General features: G+C 73.6%; 17 protein-coding genes. 6 read left to right on the top strand and 11 right to left on the bottom strand.

From position 1 onward, the window contains the following. Together ACWDR0_RS30675 and ACWDR0_RS30670 are read right to left on the bottom strand one after the other, a co-directional pair. A partial coding sequence (locus ACWDR0_RS30675; RefSeq protein WP_456355076.1) for a S8 family serine peptidase occupies nucleotides 1-1,065 on the bottom strand: 1,065 nt, incomplete at its 3' end. 64 nt (nucleotides 1,066-1,129) lie between these two features. Next, nucleotides 1,130-2,704 carry an SDR family oxidoreductase gene (locus ACWDR0_RS30670; protein WP_456355075.1) on the bottom strand — a complete coding sequence of 525 codons (1,575 nt, stop codon included), beginning with the start codon at nucleotides 2,702-2,704 and terminating at the stop codon, nucleotides 1,130-1,132. A 420-nt stretch (nucleotides 2,705-3,124) separates the two neighbouring features. Here ACWDR0_RS30670 and ACWDR0_RS30665 point away from each other — a divergent pair, with 420 nt between their 5' ends. Then, complete coding sequence (locus ACWDR0_RS30665; RefSeq protein ID WP_456355074.1) at nucleotides 3,125-3,874, top strand: S1 family peptidase; 750 nt, start codon at nucleotides 3,125-3,127, stop codon at nucleotides 3,872-3,874. A 178-nt stretch (nucleotides 3,875-4,052) separates the two neighbouring features. Here the strand turns inward: ACWDR0_RS30665 and ACWDR0_RS30660 are convergent, their stop codons facing one another. Beyond that, entirely contained in the window at nucleotides 4,053-5,219 is a 1,167-nt protein-coding gene (locus ACWDR0_RS30660) for a S8 family peptidase (protein WP_456355073.1), read from the bottom strand. 713 nt (nucleotides 5,220-5,932) lie between these two features. On the opposite strand from ACWDR0_RS30660, the gene ACWDR0_RS30655 reads away from it, so the two are divergent. Further along, nucleotides 5,933-6,202, top strand: a complete 270-nt coding sequence (locus tag ACWDR0_RS30655; protein WP_456355072.1) for a hypothetical protein — start codon at nucleotides 5,933-5,935, stop codon at nucleotides 6,200-6,202. Nucleotides 6,203-6,292: 90 nt separating this feature from the next. Here the strand turns inward: ACWDR0_RS30655 and ACWDR0_RS30650 are convergent, their stop codons facing one another. The 4 genes from ACWDR0_RS30650 to ACWDR0_RS30635 form a co-directional block, all read right to left on the bottom strand. Next, nucleotides 6,293-7,309, bottom strand: a complete 1,017-nt coding sequence (locus ACWDR0_RS30650; RefSeq protein WP_456355071.1) for a D-alanyl-D-alanine carboxypeptidase family protein — start codon at nucleotides 7,307-7,309, stop codon at nucleotides 6,293-6,295. Nucleotides 7,310-7,638: 329 nt separating this feature from the next. Next, nucleotides 7,639-8,904, bottom strand: a complete 1,266-nt coding sequence (locus ACWDR0_RS30645) for a sensor histidine kinase (RefSeq protein ID WP_456355070.1) — start codon at nucleotides 8,902-8,904, stop codon at nucleotides 7,639-7,641. Between the two features lie 5 nt (nucleotides 8,905-8,909). Then, a complete protein-coding gene (gene cseB, locus ACWDR0_RS30640; RefSeq protein WP_456355069.1) occupies nucleotides 8,910-9,668 on the bottom strand; it encodes a two-component system response regulator CseB in 759 nt (252 codons plus the stop codon). Then, nucleotides 9,658-10,662, bottom strand: coding sequence for an endonuclease/exonuclease/phosphatase family protein (locus ACWDR0_RS30635; protein ID WP_456355068.1), 1,005 nt, complete (start codon nucleotides 10,660-10,662; stop codon nucleotides 9,658-9,660). The genes cseB and ACWDR0_RS30635 overlap by 11 nt, the downstream gene beginning before the upstream one ends. Nucleotides 10,663-11,365: 703 nt before the next feature. On the opposite strand from ACWDR0_RS30635, the gene ACWDR0_RS30630 reads away from it, so the two are divergent. Further along, the gene (locus ACWDR0_RS30630; protein ID WP_456355067.1) at nucleotides 11,366-12,946 is read left to right on the top strand and encodes a GMC family oxidoreductase; all 1,581 of its coding nucleotides are present in this window, start codon (nucleotides 11,366-11,368) and stop codon (nucleotides 12,944-12,946) included. Between the two features lie 110 nt (nucleotides 12,947-13,056). Here ACWDR0_RS30630 and ACWDR0_RS30625 read toward each other — a convergent pair whose 3' ends face one another. Together ACWDR0_RS30625 and ACWDR0_RS30620 are read right to left on the bottom strand one after the other, a co-directional pair. Next, nucleotides 13,057-13,893, bottom strand: a complete 837-nt coding sequence (locus ACWDR0_RS30625; protein WP_456355066.1) for a hypothetical protein — start codon at nucleotides 13,891-13,893, stop codon at nucleotides 13,057-13,059. 143 nt (nucleotides 13,894-14,036) lie between these two features. Beyond that, entirely contained in the window at nucleotides 14,037-15,452 is a 1,416-nt protein-coding gene (locus ACWDR0_RS30620) for an aminopeptidase P family protein (protein ID WP_456355065.1), read from the bottom strand. Nucleotides 15,453-15,696: 244 nt separating this feature from the next. Between ACWDR0_RS30620 and ACWDR0_RS30615 the strand changes: the two genes are divergently transcribed. After that, entirely contained in the window at nucleotides 15,697-16,680 is a 984-nt protein-coding gene (locus ACWDR0_RS30615) for a helix-turn-helix domain-containing protein (RefSeq protein WP_456355064.1), read from the top strand. Between the two features lie 34 nt (nucleotides 16,681-16,714). Here the strand turns inward: ACWDR0_RS30615 and ACWDR0_RS30610 are convergent, their stop codons facing one another. Continuing rightward, nucleotides 16,715-17,431, bottom strand: a complete 717-nt coding sequence (locus ACWDR0_RS30610) for an NAD(P)-dependent oxidoreductase (protein WP_456355063.1) — start codon at nucleotides 17,429-17,431, stop codon at nucleotides 16,715-16,717. Between the two features lie 214 nt (nucleotides 17,432-17,645). Here ACWDR0_RS30610 and ACWDR0_RS30605 point away from each other — a divergent pair, with 214 nt between their 5' ends. Continuing rightward, the gene (locus ACWDR0_RS30605) at nucleotides 17,646-18,422 is read left to right on the top strand and encodes a TetR/AcrR family transcriptional regulator C-terminal domain-containing protein (RefSeq protein ID WP_456355062.1); all 777 of its coding nucleotides are present in this window, start codon (nucleotides 17,646-17,648) and stop codon (nucleotides 18,420-18,422) included. A 72-nt stretch (nucleotides 18,423-18,494) separates the two neighbouring features. Here the strand turns inward: ACWDR0_RS30605 and ACWDR0_RS30600 are convergent, their stop codons facing one another. After that, on the bottom strand, nucleotides 18,495-19,076 hold the full coding sequence (locus ACWDR0_RS30600; RefSeq protein ID WP_456355061.1) for a TetR/AcrR family transcriptional regulator: 582 nt from the start codon (nucleotides 19,074-19,076) through the stop codon (nucleotides 18,495-18,497). Nucleotides 19,077-19,527: 451 nt separating this feature from the next. Between ACWDR0_RS30600 and ACWDR0_RS30595 the strand changes: the two genes are divergently transcribed. Beyond that, complete coding sequence (locus ACWDR0_RS30595) at nucleotides 19,528-20,691, top strand: agmatine deiminase family protein (RefSeq protein WP_456355060.1); 1,164 nt, start codon at nucleotides 19,528-19,530, stop codon at nucleotides 20,689-20,691. The last annotated feature ends 185 nt before the right edge of the window (nucleotides 20,692-20,876 follow it).

The following is a 20,876-nucleotide window of genomic DNA, read 5'->3' as shown; positions in this document are numbered from 1 at the left end:
TTTTTTTTGTTTTCCGTTTTGGGGGGGGGGGGCGGGGCGGGGCCGGGTGGGGGGGGGGGGGGGGGTGGCCCGCGGGCGGGCGCGCCCGCCGCCGCCCCCGCCCCCCACGACCGGGAGGATGCCGCGGAGCGAGACATTGGTGGCCGCGTTGTTGACGGCCTGGTTGCGGTCGCCGCCGAGGGAGGCGTTGATCACCGCGGGCTGGCGGGCGTTCTGGGCGACCCAGTCGAAGCCCGCGATGATGCCGGACCAGGGGCCCCTGTTGTCACAGCCGAGTACCCGGACGCTGACCAGCCTGGCCTGCCGGGCGACGCCGAAGTCCGCTCCGCCGACCGTACCGGCGACATGGGTGCCGTGGCCGTTGCAGTCCTGCCCGTTGCCGCCGAAGGCGTCGAAGCCGGCGACGGCCCGGCCGCCGAACTCGGGATGGCCGTAGTCGATGCCGCTGTCGATGATGTACGCCGTGGCGCCGACCCCGGTCCCGGAGACGTTGAACTCCTGGTTCAGCGGAAGGTACGGCTGGTCGATCCGGTCGAGGCCCCAGCTGAAGGCCTGGGCGCGGCCGGTACGCGGGGTGATGGGTCCGCCGGACGCGGTGCCGTCCTGCTCGACCACTTCGACGGCGGGGAGCGACCGTACGGCCTTGAGCTGCGCGGGGGTGAGTTTCGCGGCGAAGCCGTTCAGTACCGCCCCGTAGGTGAAGAGCGGTTTCAGCCCCGGCACGGCCTCCTCGACCGCCGACTCCGGACTCACTCCCTTCTTCAGGGTGACGATGTACTGGCCGGGGATGGGCGCCTTCGTCCTGCGCAGCGGAGCCGGTTCGCGGCGGGTGGCCGCGGCCGGTTTCGAAGTCGCCGCCGGTTTGGCCACCGCCGGTTTCGACGCTGCCGGTTTCGATGTCTCCGCCGGTTTCGATGCCGCCGGTTTGGGGTTACCGGCCGGTTTCGCCGCGGTCGGTTTCGGTTCGGGGGCGGCGGCCGCGCTGCCCGCGGCGGACAGCGCGGCGGCGGCGATCAGCGCGGCGGCCGCCGCGGCGCAGGCCCGGAGCCTGGAGTGGGTTCGCATGGCCCGACCCTGACCGCCGGGAGCGGGCGAACCACGACCGCCCGCCGCTTTTCACCTCACCGGTTCACGCACCCGGGGGTGGTGTCCCCCGGTCGGCGGACCCGGCCCGGGACCCGGACCCCGGGCCGTTGTCCCGGCCCGCCCCGGCGGCCGCGGCGCGGGTGATGTTCCGGGCCATGCCGCCGAAGACGAAGGCGTGGAAGGGGGCGACGCTCCACCAGTACGCGTGCCCGAGCAGCCCGTGCGGATGGAACAGGGCCCGCTGCCGGTAGCGGGCCCGCCCCTCCCCCAGCGGTTCGCAGCGCAGCTCCAGCCAGGCCAGCCCGGGAAGCCGCATCTCGGCGCGCAGCCGCAGCAGCCGGCCCGGTTCGATCTCCTCGACGCGCCAGAAGTCGAGGGAGTCGCCGATCCGCAGCCGGGCGGCGTCCCGGCGGCCGCGGCGCAGCCCGACCCCGCCCGCCAGCCGGTCGAGATGGCCGCGGACGGCCCAGCCGAGCGGGAAGGAGTACCAGCCGTTCTCGCCGCCGATGCCCTCGACGACCCGCCACAGCTCCCCCGCGGGCGCGTCGACGGTCCGCTCGCGCTCGTCCGTGTAGAGGCTGCCGCCCGCCCAGTCGGGGTCGGTGGGCAGCGGGTCGCTGGGAGCGCCCGGTACGGAGGCGGAGGACCAGCGGGTGGTGACCCTCGCCTCGCGGACCCGGCGCAGTGCGAGGGCGACCGCGGTGTCGAAGTCCAGCGGATGGCCGGGCACCTCGGGTACATAGCGGGCGATGTCGTTCTCCGCGCAGACCACCTCGTGCCGGAGCGACTCGGCGAGCGGGCGGGCGATGGACCCGGGGACGGGGGTGACCAGACTGACCCAGAGGGCGGAGAGATGGGGGGTGAGGACGGGTACCGGCAGGATCAGCCGCCGCGGGAGTCCGGCGACGGCCGCATAGCGGAGCATCATCTCGCGGTACGTCAGGATGTCGGGGCCGCCGACGTCGAAGGCCCGGCTGACGTCCGGGGGCATCGTGGCGCTTCCGGTGAGCAGCCGGAGGACGTCCCGTACGGCCACCGGCTGGATCCGGGTGCGGACCCAGCGCGGGGTGATCATGACGGGCAGTCGTTCGGTGAGATAGCGGAGCATCTCGAAGGAGGCGGAGCCCGAGCCGATGATGACGGCGGCCCGCAGCACGGTGGTGGGGACGCCGGAGTCGAGGAGGATCCGGCCGACCTCGGCGCGGGAGCGCAGATGGGGGGAGAGTTCGCGTTCCGGCACTCCGGCCGGGGTGAGTCCGCCGAGGTAGACGATGCGCCGGACGCCCGCGGCCCGGGCCTGTTCGCCGAAGATCCGCGCGGCCCGGCGGTCGGTCTCCTCGAATCCGCGCCCGGTGCCCAGCGAGTGCACCAGGTAGTACGCGACGTCGATGCCCTGCATGGCGGCGGCCAGGGAGTCCGCGTCGGTGACATCGCCGCGGACGACTTCGGCGCGGTCGCCCCAGGCATGGTCGCGCAGCGCCAGCGGGGAGCGGGCCACGGCCCTGACACGGTGTCCCGCGGCGAGCAGTTCGGGCACGAGCCGGCCGCCGATATAGCCGGTGGCGCCGGTGACCAGGCAGTGCAGTCCGCCGCCCGCCGGGGTGGGTTCGGGGCTCATGGGGGTGCCTCCGTGGGTTTCCGGGTGGTACGGATGATCCCTACCACGCCGGGCGGGGCAGGGCCGTGGCCGACGGGGCCGGGGGCTCCTCCCCGTATCCGCGGTCTCCCTCCGGCGCTACCGGGTCTCCCCCCGTACCCGCGATCTCCCTCCGGCACTACCGGCCTCCCCTCGTACCCCCGGCTCCCTCCGGCGCTCCCGGGTCTCCGCCGCTCTCCGCCGGTTACCGCGATTCGCGTCCGCAGACCCCTTGCGCCCGCGGGGCGGCGTCTGTCAGATTCTCCCCCGGCTCCACATGTCATGCACGCGCCAAGTTTACCTTGCAGGCTGCACCCCGAAGACGTCCGCACCATCCCCGCGGGCGTCCGTCATCCGCGGCATCCCGCAGAACTCCATCCCCCACACAATGGAGAAGACCACATGCGCATCAAACGACTCGTACCGTCGCTCGCGGCCGCCGCGCTCTCCGCCGGCTTCCTGGCCCCCACGGCCACCGCCGCGCAGACCCCGGCCGAGGCACCGGCACCGGCCGCCGCGAACGCCGTGACCGGCACCGCGGCCCTGCCGATCATCGGCGGCGGCTATGCCACCGACGCACCCTGGGCGGCCCGGCTGTTCTCCAACGGCCGCCAGACCTGCAGCGCCACGATCATCGCCCCGACCTGGATCCTGACGGCCCGGCACTGTGTCGGCGGCGGCGGGCTGTCGTTCCGTATCGGCAGCCTCGACCAGACCAGCGGCGGCACCGTGGCCAACGGATCCGCGGTCTACAACCACTCCTCCTCGGACCTCTCCCTGGTCCGGCTCGACCGCTCGGTGCCGGCGACCTACTCGCGCCTGGGCGCACCGGGCTCGGTCACCGTGAACCAGACGGTCCAGGTGTACGGCTGGGGAGCCACTTCCCAGTGCGGTTCCGAGATCAACTGCCAGTCGCAGTATCTGAAGGTCGCGAAGGTCGTGGTGACCGGCGGCTGCCGCGACGCCTACAACGGCTCGGCCATCTGCGCCCGGCGCGGCGACGGCATCACCGCGGGCGGTGATTCCGGCGGTCCGATGATGGCCAACGGTGTCCAGGTCGGCGTCGCCTCCACCAGCGACCGGCAGACCACGACCGCCTACACCAATGTGACGGCGTACCGCTCGTGGATCCAGTCCATCGCCGGGGTCTGACCGGCGCGGCACGCACGCGGGGCCCGGCCGGAGACCGGCCGGGCCCTTGCGGCGTCCGCGGGTGGTGCCCGGGAGCGGCTCACCCCGGAGCCGGCGCTCCAGGACCCGCCTGCGCTCCCGGACCCGCCTCAGCGCGGGGCGCGGTGAGGCGGCCCGGAGGCCGCCTCGGAGCGCCGGCTCAGAGAGTCGACTTGAAGAGCAGCCGGTTGGGGGTGCCGCTGACATTGCCCCGGATCGCGTTCGCGGTGCTGTTGTTGATGATCCAGTTGTTGACGGTGGTGCTGGACGCCTCACCGTAGGCGCCCTTGTAGAGCGCGGCGACGCCCGCGACGTGCGGCGCGGCCATCGACGTACCGTTCATGCTGGTGGTGCCGCCGCCCATCCGGGTCGAGACCACGCCGACGCCGGGAGCGTAGAGGTCGGTGCAGTTGCCCCAGTTGCTGAAGCTCGCCTTGTTGTCGCCGGAGTCGGAGGCGGCGATCGACAGGGCGCCGGGGGCGCTCGCCGGGGAGTAGTTGCAGGCGTTCTGGTTGTTGTTGCCCGCCGCGACGGTGGTGTGGACTCCGGAGTTGGCCAGGGCGGTGGCCGCGTTGTTGAGGGCGGCCGAGTAGCCGCCGCCGAGGGAGGCGTTGGCGACCGCGGGCTTGACCGCGTTCTGCCGGACCCAGTCGAAGCCCGCGATGATGGCCGAGAAGGACCCCGAGCCCTGGCAGTTGAGGACCTTCACCCCGCGCAGCTGGACGGCCTTGGCCACGCCGTACGTCGCGCCGCCCACGGTGCCCGCGACATGCGTGCCGTGGCCGTTGCAGTCCTGGCCGTTGCCGCCGAAGGCGTCGAAGACATTGCGGGCCCGGTTGCCGAAGTCGGGGTGGGCGGTGTAGATGCCGGAGTCGATGATGTACGCGGTGACCCCGGCGCCGGTGCCGTTGTAGGTGTACGTGGTGTTGCGCCCGGTGCGCTGGTCTATTCGGTCCAGGCCCCAGGGCGCGTTGTTCTGGGTCGCCTTGGAGACGACCTTCTGGTCCTCCTCGATGGAGGCGATGCGCTTGTCCGCGCGGAGGGCGGCCAGCTGGGACGCGGTCAGGGAGGCGGCGAAGCCGTTGATGACCTCGTCGTAGACGTAGTCGGCTCTGACCGACTTCGCACCGGCGACGGCCGCGGCGTCGTGGCCGGCCTTGACGGTGACGATGTACTGGCCCTTGATCTCGGTCTCCACCGGGGCCTGGGCGACCGAGACCAGCGGCGCGGGAACGGTGGCGGCGGATCCGGTGGCGGGCACCAGGGCGATCGGCAGGGCGAGCCCGAGGGCACCGGCGGCGATGCCGGTGATGTGGGAGGTACGCATGGAGGGCTGACACCTTTCGTCGTCCGGCCGCGGTCGTGCCGCGGCCGGTGAGTGGGGGAACGCGCCCGGCCGTACGGAATGCGGGGAACACCCGGCGGCAACAGGGAACGGGGCGCGGAAGGTGGAACAGCGCGCCGCGCGAAGCGGCGTTGGACGGTGCGCCGCGTTGAAGCGCACCGGGCACAGCGGGGGGAGACGGACGGCGACGAGACCGTCCGGTGCCCGATCGCCCGCTCGTCGGAAACAGGGCGTCGGGCACACACCGGCCGGTGGCCCCTTTGCGCGGGATCGCCGCTTTCCGGACCTCCGTGTCCGCTGTGCGTGCGACAACTTACCGGCTTGACCGGCCTTTGACCACGGTTGAAATGCTCATGACTGATTCGGCATACTGTCGCGCCACGCGGGCGCCCGCGAGGGCCCGTTGACGCGCCCGCGGCCCCGTATGCCCGGCTCCGTACCCCCCGCCGGAGTGTGCCCCGGCACCCGTCCCGCGACCTGCCCGGGGAGTGACCGCCGGGACTGCGGGGACAGCCGGGACGGCAGCGGCGCGAGGGGGCAACGCGGTCCGCCGGAAGGTGTTTTCTCTGGTGTAGACCTCTTGTTCGCGCTCCGGCGGCGTCGCTAGGTTCTCCCTTGCCACCGGCCGGGCGGCTCTCGCACCGAAAGATTCTCTCCGTTCTGTCACGCTTCCTTCCGCTCCAAGGGAGTTCTTCATGATCAGACGCATCGGAATCGTTCTCGGCTCAGCAGCTCTGACCGCGGGGGCGCTCGCCGTCACCGCGGCCCCGTCCGCCGCGGCGCCCGCGGCGGCCCCCACCACGAAGGCGGCAGCCGCCGCCGAATGGCCGTGGACCGTCCACGGCTCCTACCCCACCCTGGAGTCCTGCCAGGCGGCGGGTACCGCGGGCGAGATCCTCTGGGGGAAGGTGTGGTGGTGCTCCCCCAACGGCTGGGGTGGCTACAACCTCTGGGCCAGGGTCTGAGTCCTTCCGCGCTTCGCACGGGCCCGCCGGCAGCCACCGGCGGGCCCGGTCCGTCCCCGGGACGCGGTACGCCCGCCCCGCCCGCGCCGGTCAGCCGACCGGTCCGGCCGCCCGGGCGACGGCGCCGGGAAGTTCCGTACGGACCGCGCCGATCAGGGCCCGGCTGGTATCGCGCGCGGCGGCACTGCCCTGGGCGGGAGTGGTGCCCGCCCGCTGCCCCAGAACCACCCCGAGGACGAGCCGCGGAGTACCGGCGACCTCCTGGACCGCGGCCCAGACGAGATTGCCGCCCGCCGGGGTGGAGGAGCCGGTCTTCAGCCCGACGACGCCGTCGCGGCCGAGCAGCTTGTTGGTGTTGGGGACCCGTACACCGCCGGGAGGTGTCACGGCGGGCGTGGCCACGATCGCGCGGAACACCGGGTCCTTCATGGCGGCACGGGCCAGTTTCATCTGGTCGGCCGCGGTGCTGCGGGTATCGGGCTCGATACCGCTGACGCCCGTGTACGTGGTGCGGGTCATCCCGAGCGCGGCGGCGGTCCGGTTCATCTTGGCGACGAACGCCTCCTGGCTGCCCGCGTCCCAGCGGGCCAGCAGCCGGGCCACGTTGTTGGCCGAGGAGACCATCATGATGTCCAGCAACTGGCGCTGGGTGTAGGAGCGCCCGGCGATCACGGGTGCGGCCGATTCGGCGGAGGAGAACGACTCGTCGGCGGCCTGCTGGTCGGCGACCACGGTCGCGCCGGGGGCGCCCTCCTTCAGCGGATGGTCCTTCAGGATCACATAGGCGGTCATGACCTTGGTGACGCTGGCTATCGGTACCGGGGTCTGCTTCCCCCGGGTGCCGAGGCTGCCGATGCCCTCGACCTCCACGCTCGCCTGGCCCTCGTCCGGCCAGGGCAGGTCCAGCACCCGGGCGACGGCGGCGGCCGGTGCTCCGGCGTCGGGCAGCCCGCCGTCGTTGCCGCCGGGTCCGGCGCACGCCCCGGCGAACAGGGCTCCGGCGGCCAGGGCGACGAGGAGGGAGCGCCGGCCGGAGCGGGCGGCGGGCCGGACCGCGGGGCCGGGAGGGGTACGGCGGGGGGCGGCGGACTTACGGTCGGCGGACATGGGGCAACCTCCGGTGGTTCGGGTGCGGTGCAGCACCCTGATCACCTTCCGGGAAGGGTTCTTCTGCCCCGGTACCACATGGTTTCGGCCACCGCTGAACCCTGTTTCGGTTGGGTTTCACCCCCTGGCGACGGCGGCTTCGGCGTCGGCGTCGAGGCGGGGACCGGCCGGGTTGCAGGGGATCAGCAGGTACAGGACTGCCCGGTCCCGTCCGGCCGCGCGGCGGGACGGGACCGGGCGCGGTCGAGCAGACCTAGCAGCCGGACAACCGGGTATTCGGGTATTCGGGTATTCGGGCCGAGAGGACCTGTGGGGTGCGGGCGGACGGGTTATGGCACCGGGCCCAGGTCCAGGGTGGCGACGGCCCCGCCGTCGGGGGCGTTGGCGAAGGACAGCCGGGCGCCGAGGACTCCGGCCTGCCCCTGGGCGACGGTCAGTCCGAGGCCGTGTCCGCGTCCCCGTTCATCCGTGCCGGTACGGAAGCGCTGCGGTCCCTCGTCGAGCAGTTCGGCGGGGAAGCCGGGGCCGTGGTCGCGTACCGAGATCCGGTTTCCCGCGACGGTGACCAGGACCGGGCCGGCGCCGTGCCGCAGGGCGTTCACCACGAGGTTCACCACGATCCGTTCCACCCGGCGCGGGTCGGTCTCCACCGGCGGCCCGCCGTCCCCGGCGGGTGCGGTGACGGTCACACCGGGGCCCGCGTCCAGCCGCCGTACGACGTCGGCGACGAACTCCCCGAGCGGTACGGCGTCGAGGGCGGCCCGTTCGACGCCCGCGTCCAGCCGGGAGATCTCCAGCAGATCCTCGACCAGCGCGTTGAGCGCCCGTACCCGGTCCCGGAGCAGGACGGACACCTCGTCGTCGTCGGGGAGGAGCCCGGCGGTGGTGACCAGTCCCATCAGCGGGGTGCGCAGCTCGTGCGCGACATCGGCGGTGAACCGGCGCTCGTTCTCCAGTCTGCGCTGGAGGGCGGCGGCCATGGCGTCCACGGCGGCCGACATCTCGGTGACCTCGTCACGGGCGCGGCCGCGGCGGCCGATCCGGGCGTCGAGATTGCCGGCGGCAATCGCGTGGGCGGTCCGGGCGCCGTGGCCCAGCCGCCGGTTGACGGGTTCGGTGGCCAGCGCGGCCAGCGGGACGACGACGGCGAGGGCGACGAGCACGGACTTGACGACGGAGCGGTCCAGCAGCTGGAGGCTGCGCTCCTCCGCGTACATATCGGTCTTGACGGTCAGGATCTTGCCGCTGTCGACGGCGGTCGCCGCCCACATCCAGTGTTTGTTGGGCTTGTCGACCTCGTACCAGACGCCGGTCAGGATGCCGTTGACACTCTGTTTCCTCAGGTCGCGGACGAGCGGCGCGGGTGCCTCGTCCGGAGTGAGGAGGCCGGCCGTCATCGGGGGCTTCCCCATCTCCTCGTACTCCGCCGCCGCCGCCGACAGTTCGTTCATAGCCCGCTCGTGCCCCAGTTTGACCAGTTGCTCCCGGTTGGCGTCGCGGACCAGGAGGGCGATCACCGCGGCGACCGCGCAGCAGGCGAGGGCGGTCAGGGCCGCGATCTTCCAGCGCAGGGCGCGGGGGTTGAGGAAACCCATGCCGGTCAGTCCCGGACGAGCTTGTAGCCGAAGCCGCGGACCGTTTCGATCCGGCCGGTGCCGATCTTCTTCCGCAGCCGGAGCACGCACAGGTCGACGACCCGGGTATCGCCTTCCCAGCCGTAGTCCCAGACCTCGCGCAGCAGCGTACGGCGGTCGAGCACCACACCGGGGGTGGCGGCGAACTCCAGCAGCAGACGCAGCTCGGTGGGGGTCAGCGGGACCGGCTCACCGGCCCGGTGCACCTCCATGCCCCGGGTGTTCACGCTGAGGTCGCCGAAGACCAGCGGGCTGCCGTCGTCGCGGCCACCGTCCGGGGCCGTACCGTTGTCCGGGCCGCCGGACGGGCGGAAAGCGGCGCGGCGCAGCAGGGCGCGGATCCGGGCGACCATCACCGCGGTGTCGACGGGCTTGACCACATAGTCGTCGGCGCCCGCCTCCAGCCCGGCGACCACATCGAGGGCATCGCCGCGGGCGGACATCATCAGGACCGGTACCTGGCTCTGCTCACGGATCCGGCAGCAGAGGCCGATACCGTCCAGCTCCGGGAGCATCACGTCGAGGATCAGCAGATCATGGCCGCCGTCGCGGAAGGCTTCGAGTCCGCCGAGCCCGTCGGCGGCCACCGTGACGCGGTAGCCGTAGCGCTCCAGGGCGAGCTGGACCGAGCGGCGGATGGCGTCGTCGTCCTCGACGAGCAGCACATTGAGAGGGTCCGGGACCCGGGGTTCCGCCACACCACTCACCTGATCGTCACAGTTCATCCGACCCTCGTATCGTAAGGCTCAGTGAGGCGGCGACGGGCAGGTGGTCGCTGCCGGTCGGGGGCAGGGTCCAGGCGGACCTCGGAGTGACCCCCTTCACCCGGATGTCGTCGATGCGGACCACGGGGAAGGCGGCGGGCCAGGTGAATCCGAAGCCGGCGCCCGCCTCCCGCTGGACCGAGGGCAGTGCCGGGAAGAGGGAGTCGAGCGCCTCGTCGTCGGGGGTGCCGTTGAAGTCGCCCATCAGTACGACCCGGGGCAGCGGCTCCGCCCGGAGCGCGGCGGCCAGGGCCCGCGCGGCATCGTTGCGGCGCCCGGCGGTGAATCCGGCGGCGGGGTGGACGCGTACGGACGCGAGGTGCGCGGCGTAGAGGGCGACGGGGCCCCGGGGGGTGTCCGCGGTGGCCCGTAGCGCGCGGGTCCACGGCATGATCGGTACCGCCGCCACGTCCCGGAGCGGGTACCGGCTCCACAGGCCGACCCCGCCGACGACCGCATGGTGCGGATAGGTGCCGGCCAGCGCGCGTTCGTAGACGTCCACCGAGTCCGCGGGCAGCTCCTCCAGGGCGAGGACGTCCGCGTCCACGGCGGCCAGGGCGCGCGCGGTGGCGGCCGGGTCCGGATTGCCCTCGTCGACGTTGTGGCTGATCACGGTCAGATCGCCGCCTCCCGCGCCCTTGTCGGTGAGAGCGCCGCCGAAGAGGACGGCCCAGACCGCGAGGGGCGCGAGGGCGGTGACGGCCGCGAGGCGGGAGCGGCGTACGGCGGCCAGTGCCAGCAGTACGGGCACGGCCAGCACGGTCCATGGGAGGAGGGTCTGGAAGAGGCTGCCGAGATGGCCCACCCGGTTGGGGATCAGGCCGTGCAGTGCCGTCACCGCCGCCCAGAGCAATCCGGCGGCGGCGAGTACCCGTCCTCGCGGGCGGTTCGCCGGAACCGGGGCCGCCGTGGTCCGGTCGGCATCGGGTGGAAGGGCCGTCGGAGCGCTCGGCACGTGCGGGGTCCCCGTTCCTGTCGTGGTGTGAGGTGAGGTGAACTGAAGTGGCATGGCAGGGCCGGTGGTGGCCGGGCGCGGGTTCGTCGCGCACCCTCGGCCCCGGGTACGCCCCAGCCTGGAGCAGCGGCACTTCCGCCTGGTCAGCGGCCTGCTTCGGGGGTCGCGCGGCTCTGTTTCAAAGCGGTATCGGCGTCGGCCCGGGCCCCGTTTCCGGTGTCCGTACCGGAAGGTCCGCGGAAAACCCGTGGACGCCCGCGGGGTCGCACGCCTAGCCTGCGGGGCATGTCCAGCCCCGAGGCGTCCAGAGCCTAGCCACCGGTGATCCGGTGGCCGAAACATGACGGGTGAGGGGACGCCGCGCAAAAAACGGCGTCCCGGGACGCGCTGTGCCGGGTGTGACCCGGTGACGGTATGCCGTCCCGGCCAGGTACGTGCCGTACGGTTCCGCCGCACGGCCGCGTGAACCGCCTGAAACTCCCCCGCCCGCTGCCGCGCCGCCGTGCCGTCGCCCCGGCCGGACCCCTTCCGTCCCCGGCTCGTGTCCGGGCGGCCCCGCCGTCACCGCGTCCGCCGCGGTGCGGCCGTACGGCTCCGGCCTCCGTAGGCGTTCCTCCGTGTTCGCCCCTGTTCATTCACTGCATTCACTCGAAACGCCGCATGTCCGCGGCGCGCGCCGTCGTGCGCGGAAAGGGAGTTCATCGTGGTCCGGAAAGACGTCCGGGAACGGGATCCGTGGGATCTGATCGTCGTGGGGGCAGGCTCGGCCGGCGCGGCACTGGCCGCGCGCTCGGCGGCCGGGGGCAGGCGGGTACTGCTGCTGGAGGCGGGGCCCGATCACCGTCCGGCGGAGCTGCCCGAGGTCTGGCGGCTGCCGAATCCGCTGCGGGCCCTGGGGGATCCGGCGGCCGCCCGGCCGCTGCTCCAGCCGGGGCTGTCGGCCCGGCGGACGGAGCGGCAGCCCGCGCTCCCCTATCTCCAGGGCCGTGGCATCGGCGGCAGCTCCACCGTCAACGGCCAGATCGCGATCCGGCCGCCGATGGAGGACTTCGCCGACTGGGCGGCGTCCGGCTGCACGGGCTGGGCGCCCCATGACGTACTGCCGTACTTCGCCCGGCTGGAGGACGACACCCGGTACGGCGACGAGCCCGGACACGGCCGGGGCGGGCCGGTCCCGGTCCACCGCACCCCGCGGGAGGAGTGGGGCGCGGTGGACCGGGCCCTGTACGAGGCGGCCCTGGCGGCCGGGTACGGCTGGGCGCCGGACGTCAACGCGCCGGGGGCGACCGGGGTCTCCCCGTACCCCGTGAACTCCCGCGGCGGACGGCGGGTGACGGTCAACGACGGCTATCTGGAGCCCCTGCGGGACAACCCCCTGCTCACCATCCGGTGCGGGGCCGTGGTGGACCGGGTGCTGATGGCGGGGCAGCGGGCGACGGGGGTGCGCTACCTCGACGCCGGGCGGGTGCGGGAGGCACGGGCCGACCGGGTGGTGCTGAGCGCGGGCGCCGTCCACTCCCCCGCGGTCCTCCGGCGCTCCGGCTTCGGCCCGGCGGACGAGCTGCGGGCGCTCGGGATCGTTCCGGTCGCGGACCTGCCCGTCGGGGAAGGGCTCCAGGACCACCCCCTGAGCATCCTCGGACTGCCGCTGGCGGAGCGCTGGGCGGCGGGGCCCGACGACCGTTACACCAATGTGTGCGTCCGCTACCCGAGCGGCGGCCCCGGCGGGCAGCCGAACGACATGATGTTCGTGGCCTGCAACCAGAACGTGCTGGCCCTGGCCCGCGCCGACACCCGCCGCGGCGCGGGCGCCCTGCTCGTCTGGGTCAACCAGGTGTACGCGCGGGGGCGGGTGGTCGTGAGTTCGGCGGATCCCACCGCCCAGCCGCTGCTGGACCAGCGGATGCTGTCCGACGCGCGGGATCTGGCGCGGCTGCGCGAGGGCGTCCGGGAGCTGCTGGAACTGGCCCGGTCCGGGCCGGTCGCCGAGCTGGGCGACGGGCGGTTCGACGAGGTGAACGCGGAGCTGCTGGCCGCCGTGGACGACGACCGGGCACTCGACGGGTATCTGCTGCGGACCGTCACCGACGGGCAGCATCTGACCAGCAGCTGCCGGATGGGCGATCCGGCCGATCCGGCGACCGTGGTCGACCCGGCGGGGCGGGTGCTGGGCACGGAGGGGCTGTATGTGGCGGATGCCTCGGTGCTGCCGTCGTGCCCCCGGTCCAACACCCATCTGGTGTCGGTCCTGGTGGGTGAGGTGACGGCGGACCGGCTGGACTGAGGGCGGACCGGCTGGACCGACACGGCCCGGTCGGCAGGCGGTACGACGGTACGGGCCCGCCCGGCCCGGGGCACTCGGCTGTCCCGGGCCGGGCGGGCGCCCCGCCCCGCTCAGAGGTCCAGCAGCCGGGACGCCCGTCGCTCGTCGACGCCGCCGCGCCAGCCCGCGAGGGGCACGGTGATGTCCGAGCGCGGTCCGCCGCCCCGTACGCCGGACGCGGCGTGCCGCTCGGCGGTGGGGACGAACCGGTCCCACATCGGCGGCAGCAGCGGGCTGGGCAGCACCCCGGTCTCGGCGAGCCCGATGAGGACCCCGTACCGCTGGTACTTGTCCGTTCCGGGCACGATCCGGGCACGCGCGATCTCCTTCTCCAGCGCGCCCGGCGTCGTACCGGCCGGTGCCGAGCGGATCAGACCGAGCAGCGCACGCAGCCGTTCGCGGTCGTCCTCCTCCGGCCGGGGCAGCCCGTGCGCCGCGGCCGCCTCCAGGTCCGGCAGATAGTGCTCCGGTATCTCGTTCCACGCCCAGCCGAGGGCGAGGCGGAGCAGCGTATGGGTGACATCGACCTCGGACACCGGCTTCAGCCCGCAGTCGGGAACCCCACCGCGGCCGGGCGGGGCCGTGCCGAGGAAGCGCGCCCAGCCGTAGGAGATCACGGTCTGCCGCCCGCGCGGGGCGGATCCGAGACCGGCGACGAACGCCGCGAGCACCGTCTCCTCCCGGAGCGCCGCGGCCGCCGACACGGCGCGCCCGACGATCACGGGAGCGGTCCACTGTTCCCGCTCGTGCACCGGCCACCCGTGGTCACGGGCCGCGGCGGTATCCGCGGGATCGCCGGACGGCTCGGCTCCCTTGACGGTCCCGGTCCGGGTGAACCGGTATCCGTAGCAGCGCATCAGCGGTTCCAGGGCCGCGGGGCCGGGGACGCGTGGTGAGGTGGCGTTCATGGCGGCGAGCCTACGGCCCGGAGCGGCCGCGGCCGCGGCCGCCGGGCAACGGCCAGGGGCCGGTGCGGGCGGCGCCGCTCCGGGACCCCGGGTGGAGGGGGGCTCGGCGGGAGGGCGGCTCGGCGCCCTCCCGCCCCGGTGCGTCAGCCCGCGACCCGGGCCATCCATGCCTCGACCTCGTCGGCCGAGCGCGGCAGTCCGGCCGACAGGTTCTCGTGGCCGTCCTCCGTGACCAGGAGGTCGTCCTCGATCCGGACGCCGATACCGCGCCACTCCTCGGGCACGGTGAGGTCGTCGGGCTGGAAGTAGAGGCCGGGTTCGACGGTGAGCACCATCCCGGGCTCCAGTACGCCGTCGACGTACTCCTCGTTGCGGGCCTGGGCGCAGTCGTGGACGTCCAGACCGAGCATGTGCCCGGTGCCCGCCATGGAGAAGCGGCGCTGGAGACCGAGTTCGTACGCCCGCTCGGCGGGGCCCTCGATGAAGCCCCACTCGACGAGCCGGACGGCGAGATGGCGCTGGGCCGCCTCGTGGAAGTCGCGGTAGGCGGCGCCGGGCCGGACGGCGGCCATGCCCGCTTCCTGGGCCTCGTACACCGCGTCGTACACCTTCCGCTGGACGGGGGTGAAGGTGCCGCTGATGGGGAGGGTGCGGGTGACGTCGGCCGTGTAGAGGGTACGGGTCTCCACACCCGCGTCGAGCAGCAGCAGCTCGCCGGGGCGCACCGGGCCGTCGTTGTCCGTCCAGTGCATGATCGTGGCGTGCTCGCCCGCGGCGCAGATGGTGCCGTAGCCGACGGAGTTGCCCTCCAGTCGGGCGCGGCGGAAGAAGGTGCCCTCGATCCACCGTTCCGACGAGGCGACCGCCCGGGACAGCTCGCCGATCGCGTCGGTGAAGCCGCGGACGGTGGAGTCGACCGCCTTCCGCAGCTCGCCGATCTCCCAGTCGTCCTTGACCAGGCGGAGGTCGCTCAGCGCCTCCTCCAGCTCTGCGTCCCGCTCCTCGTCGGTGGTGACGGCGGCTTCCAGCGCGGGGGCGATGCCGCGGACGATCCTGGTCGGCACCCCGGCCGGGGCGGCGGCCAGGTCGTCGGCGGCGGTCCGTACGTCGCGGCAGGGCAGGCCGAGTACCAGCTCCGATTCGGCGAGGGAGCGGCGGCGGCCCATCCACAGTTCGGCGGTGGGGCCGGTCCAGAACTCGTTGTCGTCGCGGCTGTCGCGCGGCAGCTGGTAGCAGTAGGCGTCGTGGCCGCCGCCGTCCCGGGGTTCGAGGACGAGGGCCCCGTCGCGGGCCAGGTCACCGGTCATATGGACGTAACCGGTGTACGGGCGGAAGGGGTAGGAGTCGTCGTTCGACCGGACCTTGAGGCTGCCGGAAGGGATCACGAGCCGTTCGCCGGGGAAGCGGTCGGAGAGCGCGGCGCGGCGGCGGGCCGCGTACGGCGCCTGCTCGTCGGGGAGCAGATCCGTCCGTTCGGTGTCGGCCCAGCCCGTGCGCATCAGCGCGGACAGTTCCTCGGAGATCTCCCCGTAGAGACCGTTCTTCCGGCCCTTCGACACGTCGTCCACCTTTTCTGCCCGTGCTGCTGCCCGCCGGGCGGTTCGTCCTCGTCGTCCTCGTCGTCCTCGGCGCGGGACCGGCCGGCCTCCGGGGACCGGTACGGCGCGGTACGGACCCGTGCCCACCCGCCGCCGGCCGGCGGCGGCCTCCGGAAGGTATCCCGCGCCGTGTCCGTCCGGTGCCATCCCGTGCCACTGGCACGAATCGGCCACGGCAGGCCGGGAGCCGCCCATAATGCGGGGTATGACGAACGCGAAACTCGGTGAGGCCCTGCGGCTCCTGGGACTCGACCGGTCCGCGGCCCGGGTCTATCTGGCGCTGCTGGAGCATGCCCCGGCTCCGCTGCCGACGATCGCCGAAGCCTCCGGTCTGACGGGCGCGGAGCTGGCCGCGGCGTATGCCGTCCTGGTCGACGCGGGGCTGGCCAGCGCCGCCGGAAGCGGGGCAGGGCCGGTCGCCCCGGTGCCGCCCGCCGCGGGTCTCGAAGTGCTTGCCCGGCACCGGGCGGCCGAGGTCGAGGAGTCGCGGATCGCGGTCGGCGGCGCGTTCGAGTCGTTCCGGCGGCAGCGGCTGGCCGCGTACAACGACGACCTCGTCGAGGTCGTCACCGGCGAGGCCATCGGCCCGCGGATCCGCCGGGCCTGGGCGAGCGCCCGCGAGCAGATCCGGCAGTTCGAGTCGCCGCCGTACTTCCCGCTGGCGGAGGCCACCGGTGACGCGCTGGCCACCCTGGCCCGGGGGGTGACGCAGCGGGTCGTGTACTCGCGGGAGTCGCTGGAGCACCCGGGCCGGCTGGCGGAGGTCATCGAGCCCTGCATCGAGGCGGGCGAGCAGGCGAGGGTACTGCCGTCGGTACCGGTGAAGCTGGTGGTCATCGACGATGCCTACGCGCTGGTGTCGCTGTCGATCGAAGAGGCCGATGTCCACAACACCATGCTGGTGGTGCAGCCGTGCGGGCTGTTCTCGGCGCTGGTGGCGCTCTTCGAGCAGTCCTGGCGGACCGCCCTGCCGTTCCGGGGGAGCACCGGCAGGCCGGGCGGTCCGGCGCCCGCCGACCGGCGGCTGCTGTGGCTGCTGGCGGGCGGCGCGAGCGATGAGGTCATCGCCCGTGAGCTGGGCATCAGCCGCCGGACCCTGTACCGGCGGCTCCAGATCCTGATGGCCAGGCTCGGCGCCGCGAACCGCTTCCAGATGGCGCTTCAGGCGCAGCGGAACAACTGGCTGTAGACCGGGTCGGCTCGCCCCGGGCCGGCTCCCGGGGTCAGCTCCCCGGTCGGCTCCCGGGGGTGCGGGCGAGGACGCTGGGGGCGAGCCGGCCGACGATCGCCGGGGCCTCGTGGACGAGCGTCTCGTCGGTGAGCGCCGCCACCATGAACAGGGCGAAGTCCACGCGCCGGGTGAGGTTGCTCTTCAGCACGGGGTCGCCGACCCGGGGTCTCCAGACGGGCAGTCCCTGGCTCTCGCCCTCCTCCAGATCGCTGCCGCGGACCACGGTCCAGCGCCGGTCGCTGGCGAAGATCCGGCGCCCGGCGGCCACCTGGTCGTCGATCTCGATGACCCGCAGGGCCCGGCCCACCAGGGTGACGGCCTTCGCCAGCACCCGGAACATCCGCGGGTAGTGGTCCCGTTCGTCCCGGGGGACGTGCCAGCCGCAGGAGAAGACCAGCCGGGCACCGGGTTCCGCATGGTCGAGCACCGCCTGCGCGGTGCCCGACGCGTACTGCTGTACACCCCAGGGGACGAGCACGGTCAGCACTCCGTCGCAGCCGGCGACGGCGCGCCGGATCACCTCGGGGTCGTTGGTGGGTCCGGGTACGACGGTGATCAGACCGTCGAAGGCGGCGAGCTTGCCGGTGCTGCGCTCGCGGCAGACCCCGACGACCTCGTAGCCGCGGTCCAGGGCGTGCCGGACCAAATACCGGCCGAGCTTTCCCGACGCCCCCACGACACAGACCTTCGCGATTCGCTCCGTACTCATCTCCCGGCTCCCGCCCTGGTCAGCAAGGCTTACACTGTAAGTACCCGGTTAACTTACAACGTAAGTCACAGCGGACGGAACCCGTCGGAGCGAGGCGGCGGAGAATATCCGGGGACAGCCGGGGTTTCCGGCCGCCCCGGGACGGCCGGAAACCCGGCCCGGGGACATCGGGCCGGGGCACGTCGGGCCCGGGGACATCGGCGGAGGAACGCGTATGGCGGGGCAGAGCGGCGGCCGGGACGGGCGGGGGAAGCGGGCGGCCCTCGGCCGGGAGCGGGTGATCGCCGCCGCGGTCGGCCTCGCCGACCGGAAGGGCGCGGCCGGAGTCACCATGCGCGCCCTGGCCTCGGGGCTCGGTGTCGAGGCGATGTCCCTGTACAACCACGTACGCAACCGGGACGACATCCTCGACGGCATGGTCGACGCGGTGTTCGCCCTGATCGAGCTGCCGGACCCGGCGGCCGGCTGGCGGACGGCGACGCGCGACCGCGCGGTCTCGGCCCGTACCGCGCTCCTGGACCACCCCTGGGCGGTCGGCCTGATGGACTCCCGCAGCTCACCGGGCCCGGCGACGCTGCGCCACCACGACGCCGTGCTGGGCGCGCTGCGCGCCGGGGGATTCTCGCCCGCCGCGGCCGCCCGCGCCGTCGGCGTCATCGACGCCTATGTCTACGGCTCCGTCCTCCAGCAGCTGAGCCTCCCCTTCCCGGCCCCCGGGGAACCGGGCGCGGTCACGGCCGCCGCCCTCCCCGCGCTCTCGCCCGCAACTCATCCGCATCTCGCGGAAGTCGTCGCGGCGCAGGCCCTGAGCCCCGGGTACGACTACGCGGAGGACTTCGCGTTCGGACTGACGCTGATCCTGGACGGACTGCGGCCCGACGAAACCCGGGAGGGCAGGGCCCGGGACGGCAGGGCCCGGGACGGCAGGGCCCGGGAGGATCGGACGGGGAACGGCGAGGCCCCGGAGGACCGGCGCCGGGAAGACGGCTGACGGCGGCACCGGCGGCGCGGCGGCCGGTCCGGCGGGACTCCGCGGGCCCGGCCCGCGACGGGGCCTGCCGGATCAGTCCTGCCGGAGGGCTGCCAGTTCGGCGTCGACGGCGCCGCGCACCAGCTCCCTGGCGTGTCCGGCACCGACTCCCCCGCTGAGCCAGCGCATGCTGAGCCCCTCCACCAGGGCGGTGAGCCGTTCGGCGGCGGTCGCCAGGGACGAGGCCGGGGCCAGCGGCCGGACCCGGCCGAGCAGGGCGGCGACATCCTGGACCCAGACCAGGGTGGCCCGGGCGAGATCCTCGCGGAGGTCCTCCTCGAAGACGGCGCTCGCACGCAGCTCGCCCCAGGCGATGCTGTTCTCCCGGACCTCGGCGGTGTCCTGGAGCTCCAGCAGCAGCGCCTCCTCCAGCTCCTCGCGGGGCGTCGGCGGCGGGGCGTCCGGGTCGCGGTCCGCGGTGTAGTGCCCGGCGCGTTCGTTGATGAACTCCAGGGTCCGGCGCAGCACCCCGGTGCGGTCCTTGAAGTGGTAGTAGACGAGGGCGGTGGAGACCCCCGCCTCGGCCGCCAGCTCCTCGACGCGCAGGCCACGGACCCCGCGCCGGGCGATCACCCGGGCGGCCGCTTCGAGGATCCGAGTGCTGCGAGACGACATGCCGCGCACTCTACCGGGGCCGGCGGCGAAGGTGCGCGGCAGGTCACCGGGGGTACGGGCCGGTAAGCACCGGGCCCCGCTGCGGAGTTCCGCCCCGGGGCGCCGGGCACGGAAATCAAGCTGACTGAATTTTCAGTTTTGACAGACCAACACACACGGGTAAGTGACACACAGAGGGTCGAGGCGACGCGCCACCCACCCCTCAGGAAGATAAACCCGCCAAATCGGCCATTACAGCTACACTGAGCAAGAGAACAGCTACCTTGAGTGCTGAAAATTGACTGACATTTCAGTCAGTGTCAAGGTGGCGCTGTACGGCGGGTTCGCTCCCGGGCCGACCCGCCGTTCCCGGCGTTCGGTGCGCATCCTTGCTCCGGGCGCCCGCACGTACCCGTGCCACCCGTTCCCCCGGCCGCCGGCACCTTCCGGCCGACCACGACAGGAGCCGTCCGTGTCCTTCCTCTCCCCCTCCCGGCGGGCCGCCCTTCGCGCGCTCGCCGGTCTCGGCACCCTGGCCCTCGGCGCCTCGGCCTGCGGTCCGGCCGAATCCGGTACGCGGGCACGTACCGCGTCCACCCCGGTGAAGCCGTCCCCGGCGGGCGGCGGGCGCCGCCTCGGCGCCGAGTGGGAGAGCCACGCGCGCACCTTCATGTCCTGGCCGGCCCTGACCTCCGTCTGGGAGGAGGACCTGCCGTACGTGCGCAAGGACATCGCGCGGATCGCCCGGGCCGTCGGCGAGTACGAGGCGGTCGTGATGATGGCCCGTCCCGACCAGGTGAAGGCGGCCCAGCGGGCCTGCGGCTCCCAGGTCGAGGTCATCCCGCTGCCCGTCGACGACCTGTGGGCCCGGGACACCGTCCCGGTCTTCGTCGAACAGGGCGGCAAGGTCACCGGTGTCGACTTCAACTTCAACGGCTGGGGCGACAAGCAGGAGCACACCTACGACGCCCGGGTCGGACGGACCCTCCTCCCCGAGTACGGGATCCCCCGGATCCAGGCCCCGCTGGTCTCCGAGGGCGGCTCCTTCGAGACCGACGGCGAGGGCACCCTGCTGATCACCGAGAGTTCGATCGTCAACGTCAACCGGAACCCCGGCAAGAGCCGGGACCGGATCGAGGCCGAACTCAAGCAGTCCCTGGGGATGGAGAAGGTGGTGTGGCTGGCGGGTGTCCGCGGCGAGGACATCACCGACGCCCATGTCGACAGCCTCGTCCGGTTCACCGAGCCCGGCGTGGTCCTGCTCGACCGGGCCTTCCCCGGCACCCCGCCGGACTCCTGGTCCCGCTCCGCCGACCAGGCGCAGTCCGTCCTGGAGACGGCGACTGACGCCCGCGGGCGGCGCTTCGAGATCGTGGAGCTTCCGCAGCCCGATCTGCGGAAGATCACGGGTGAGGGCGAGGACTTCCTGGCCTCGTACGCCAACTTCTACATCGCCAACGACTCCGTCTTCCTGCCCCGGTTCGGCGACCGGAAGGCCGACGACCGGGCCCGCGGCATCATGCGGGAGCACTTCCCCGGCCGGGACGTCGTCCTCGTCCCGATCGACACGGTCGCCTCGGGCGGCGGCGGCATCCACTGCGCCACCCACGACCAGCCCGGTCAACCGGTCGACTGACCGGACGCCCCGCCCCGCGGGGCCGAGCGCGCCCCTGCGCCGGACACGGCGCGAAGGCGAGGAACTCCACCAACGGGCCCGCGGGCCGGCCGGGCCGGGGGGGGGGCGGCCCCCGCCGCCCCCCGGGGCGCCCCGGGCGGCCGCCCCCCCCCAACCCCCCGCCCCCACGCCCCCCCCACCACCGC

Source organism: Streptomyces sp. NPDC003691 (genome assembly GCF_053981115.1).
This window is presented reverse-complemented; position numbering and strand designations above follow the sequence as displayed.

Coding starts and splice junctions, on each gene's coding strand:
- ACWDR0_RS30670 (WP_456355075.1), bottom strand. CDS start 2,704: ATGAGCCCCGAACCCACCCCGGCGGGCGGCGGACTGCACTGCCTGGTC.
- ACWDR0_RS30665 (WP_456355074.1), top strand. CDS start 3,125: ATGCGCATCAAACGACTCGTACCGTCGCTCGCGGCCGCCGCGCTCTCC.
- ACWDR0_RS30660 (WP_456355073.1), bottom strand. CDS start 5,219: ATGCGTACCTCCCACATCACCGGCATCGCCGCCGGTGCCCTCGGGCTC.
- ACWDR0_RS30655 (WP_456355072.1), top strand. CDS start 5,933: ATGATCAGACGCATCGGAATCGTTCTCGGCTCAGCAGCTCTGACCGCG.
- ACWDR0_RS30650 (WP_456355071.1), bottom strand. CDS start 7,309: ATGTCCGCCGACCGTAAGTCCGCCGCCCCCCGCCGTACCCCTCCCGGC.
- ACWDR0_RS30645 (WP_456355070.1), bottom strand. CDS start 8,904: ATGGGTTTCCTCAACCCCCGCGCCCTGCGCTGGAAGATCGCGGCCCTG.
- cseB (WP_456355069.1), bottom strand. CDS start 9,668: ATGAACTGTGACGATCAGGTGAGTGGTGTGGCGGAACCCCGGGTCCCG.
- ACWDR0_RS30625 (WP_456355066.1), bottom strand. CDS start 13,893: ATGAACGCCACCTCACCACGCGTCCCCGGCCCCGCGGCCCTGGAACCG.
- ACWDR0_RS30615 (WP_456355064.1), top strand. CDS start 15,697: ATGACGAACGCGAAACTCGGTGAGGCCCTGCGGCTCCTGGGACTCGAC.
- ACWDR0_RS30610 (WP_456355063.1), bottom strand. CDS start 17,431: ATGAGTACGGAGCGAATCGCGAAGGTCTGTGTCGTGGGGGCGTCGGGA.
- ACWDR0_RS30605 (WP_456355062.1), top strand. CDS start 17,646: ATGGCGGGGCAGAGCGGCGGCCGGGACGGGCGGGGGAAGCGGGCGGCC.
- ACWDR0_RS30600 (WP_456355061.1), bottom strand. CDS start 19,076: ATGTCGTCTCGCAGCACTCGGATCCTCGAAGCGGCCGCCCGGGTGATC.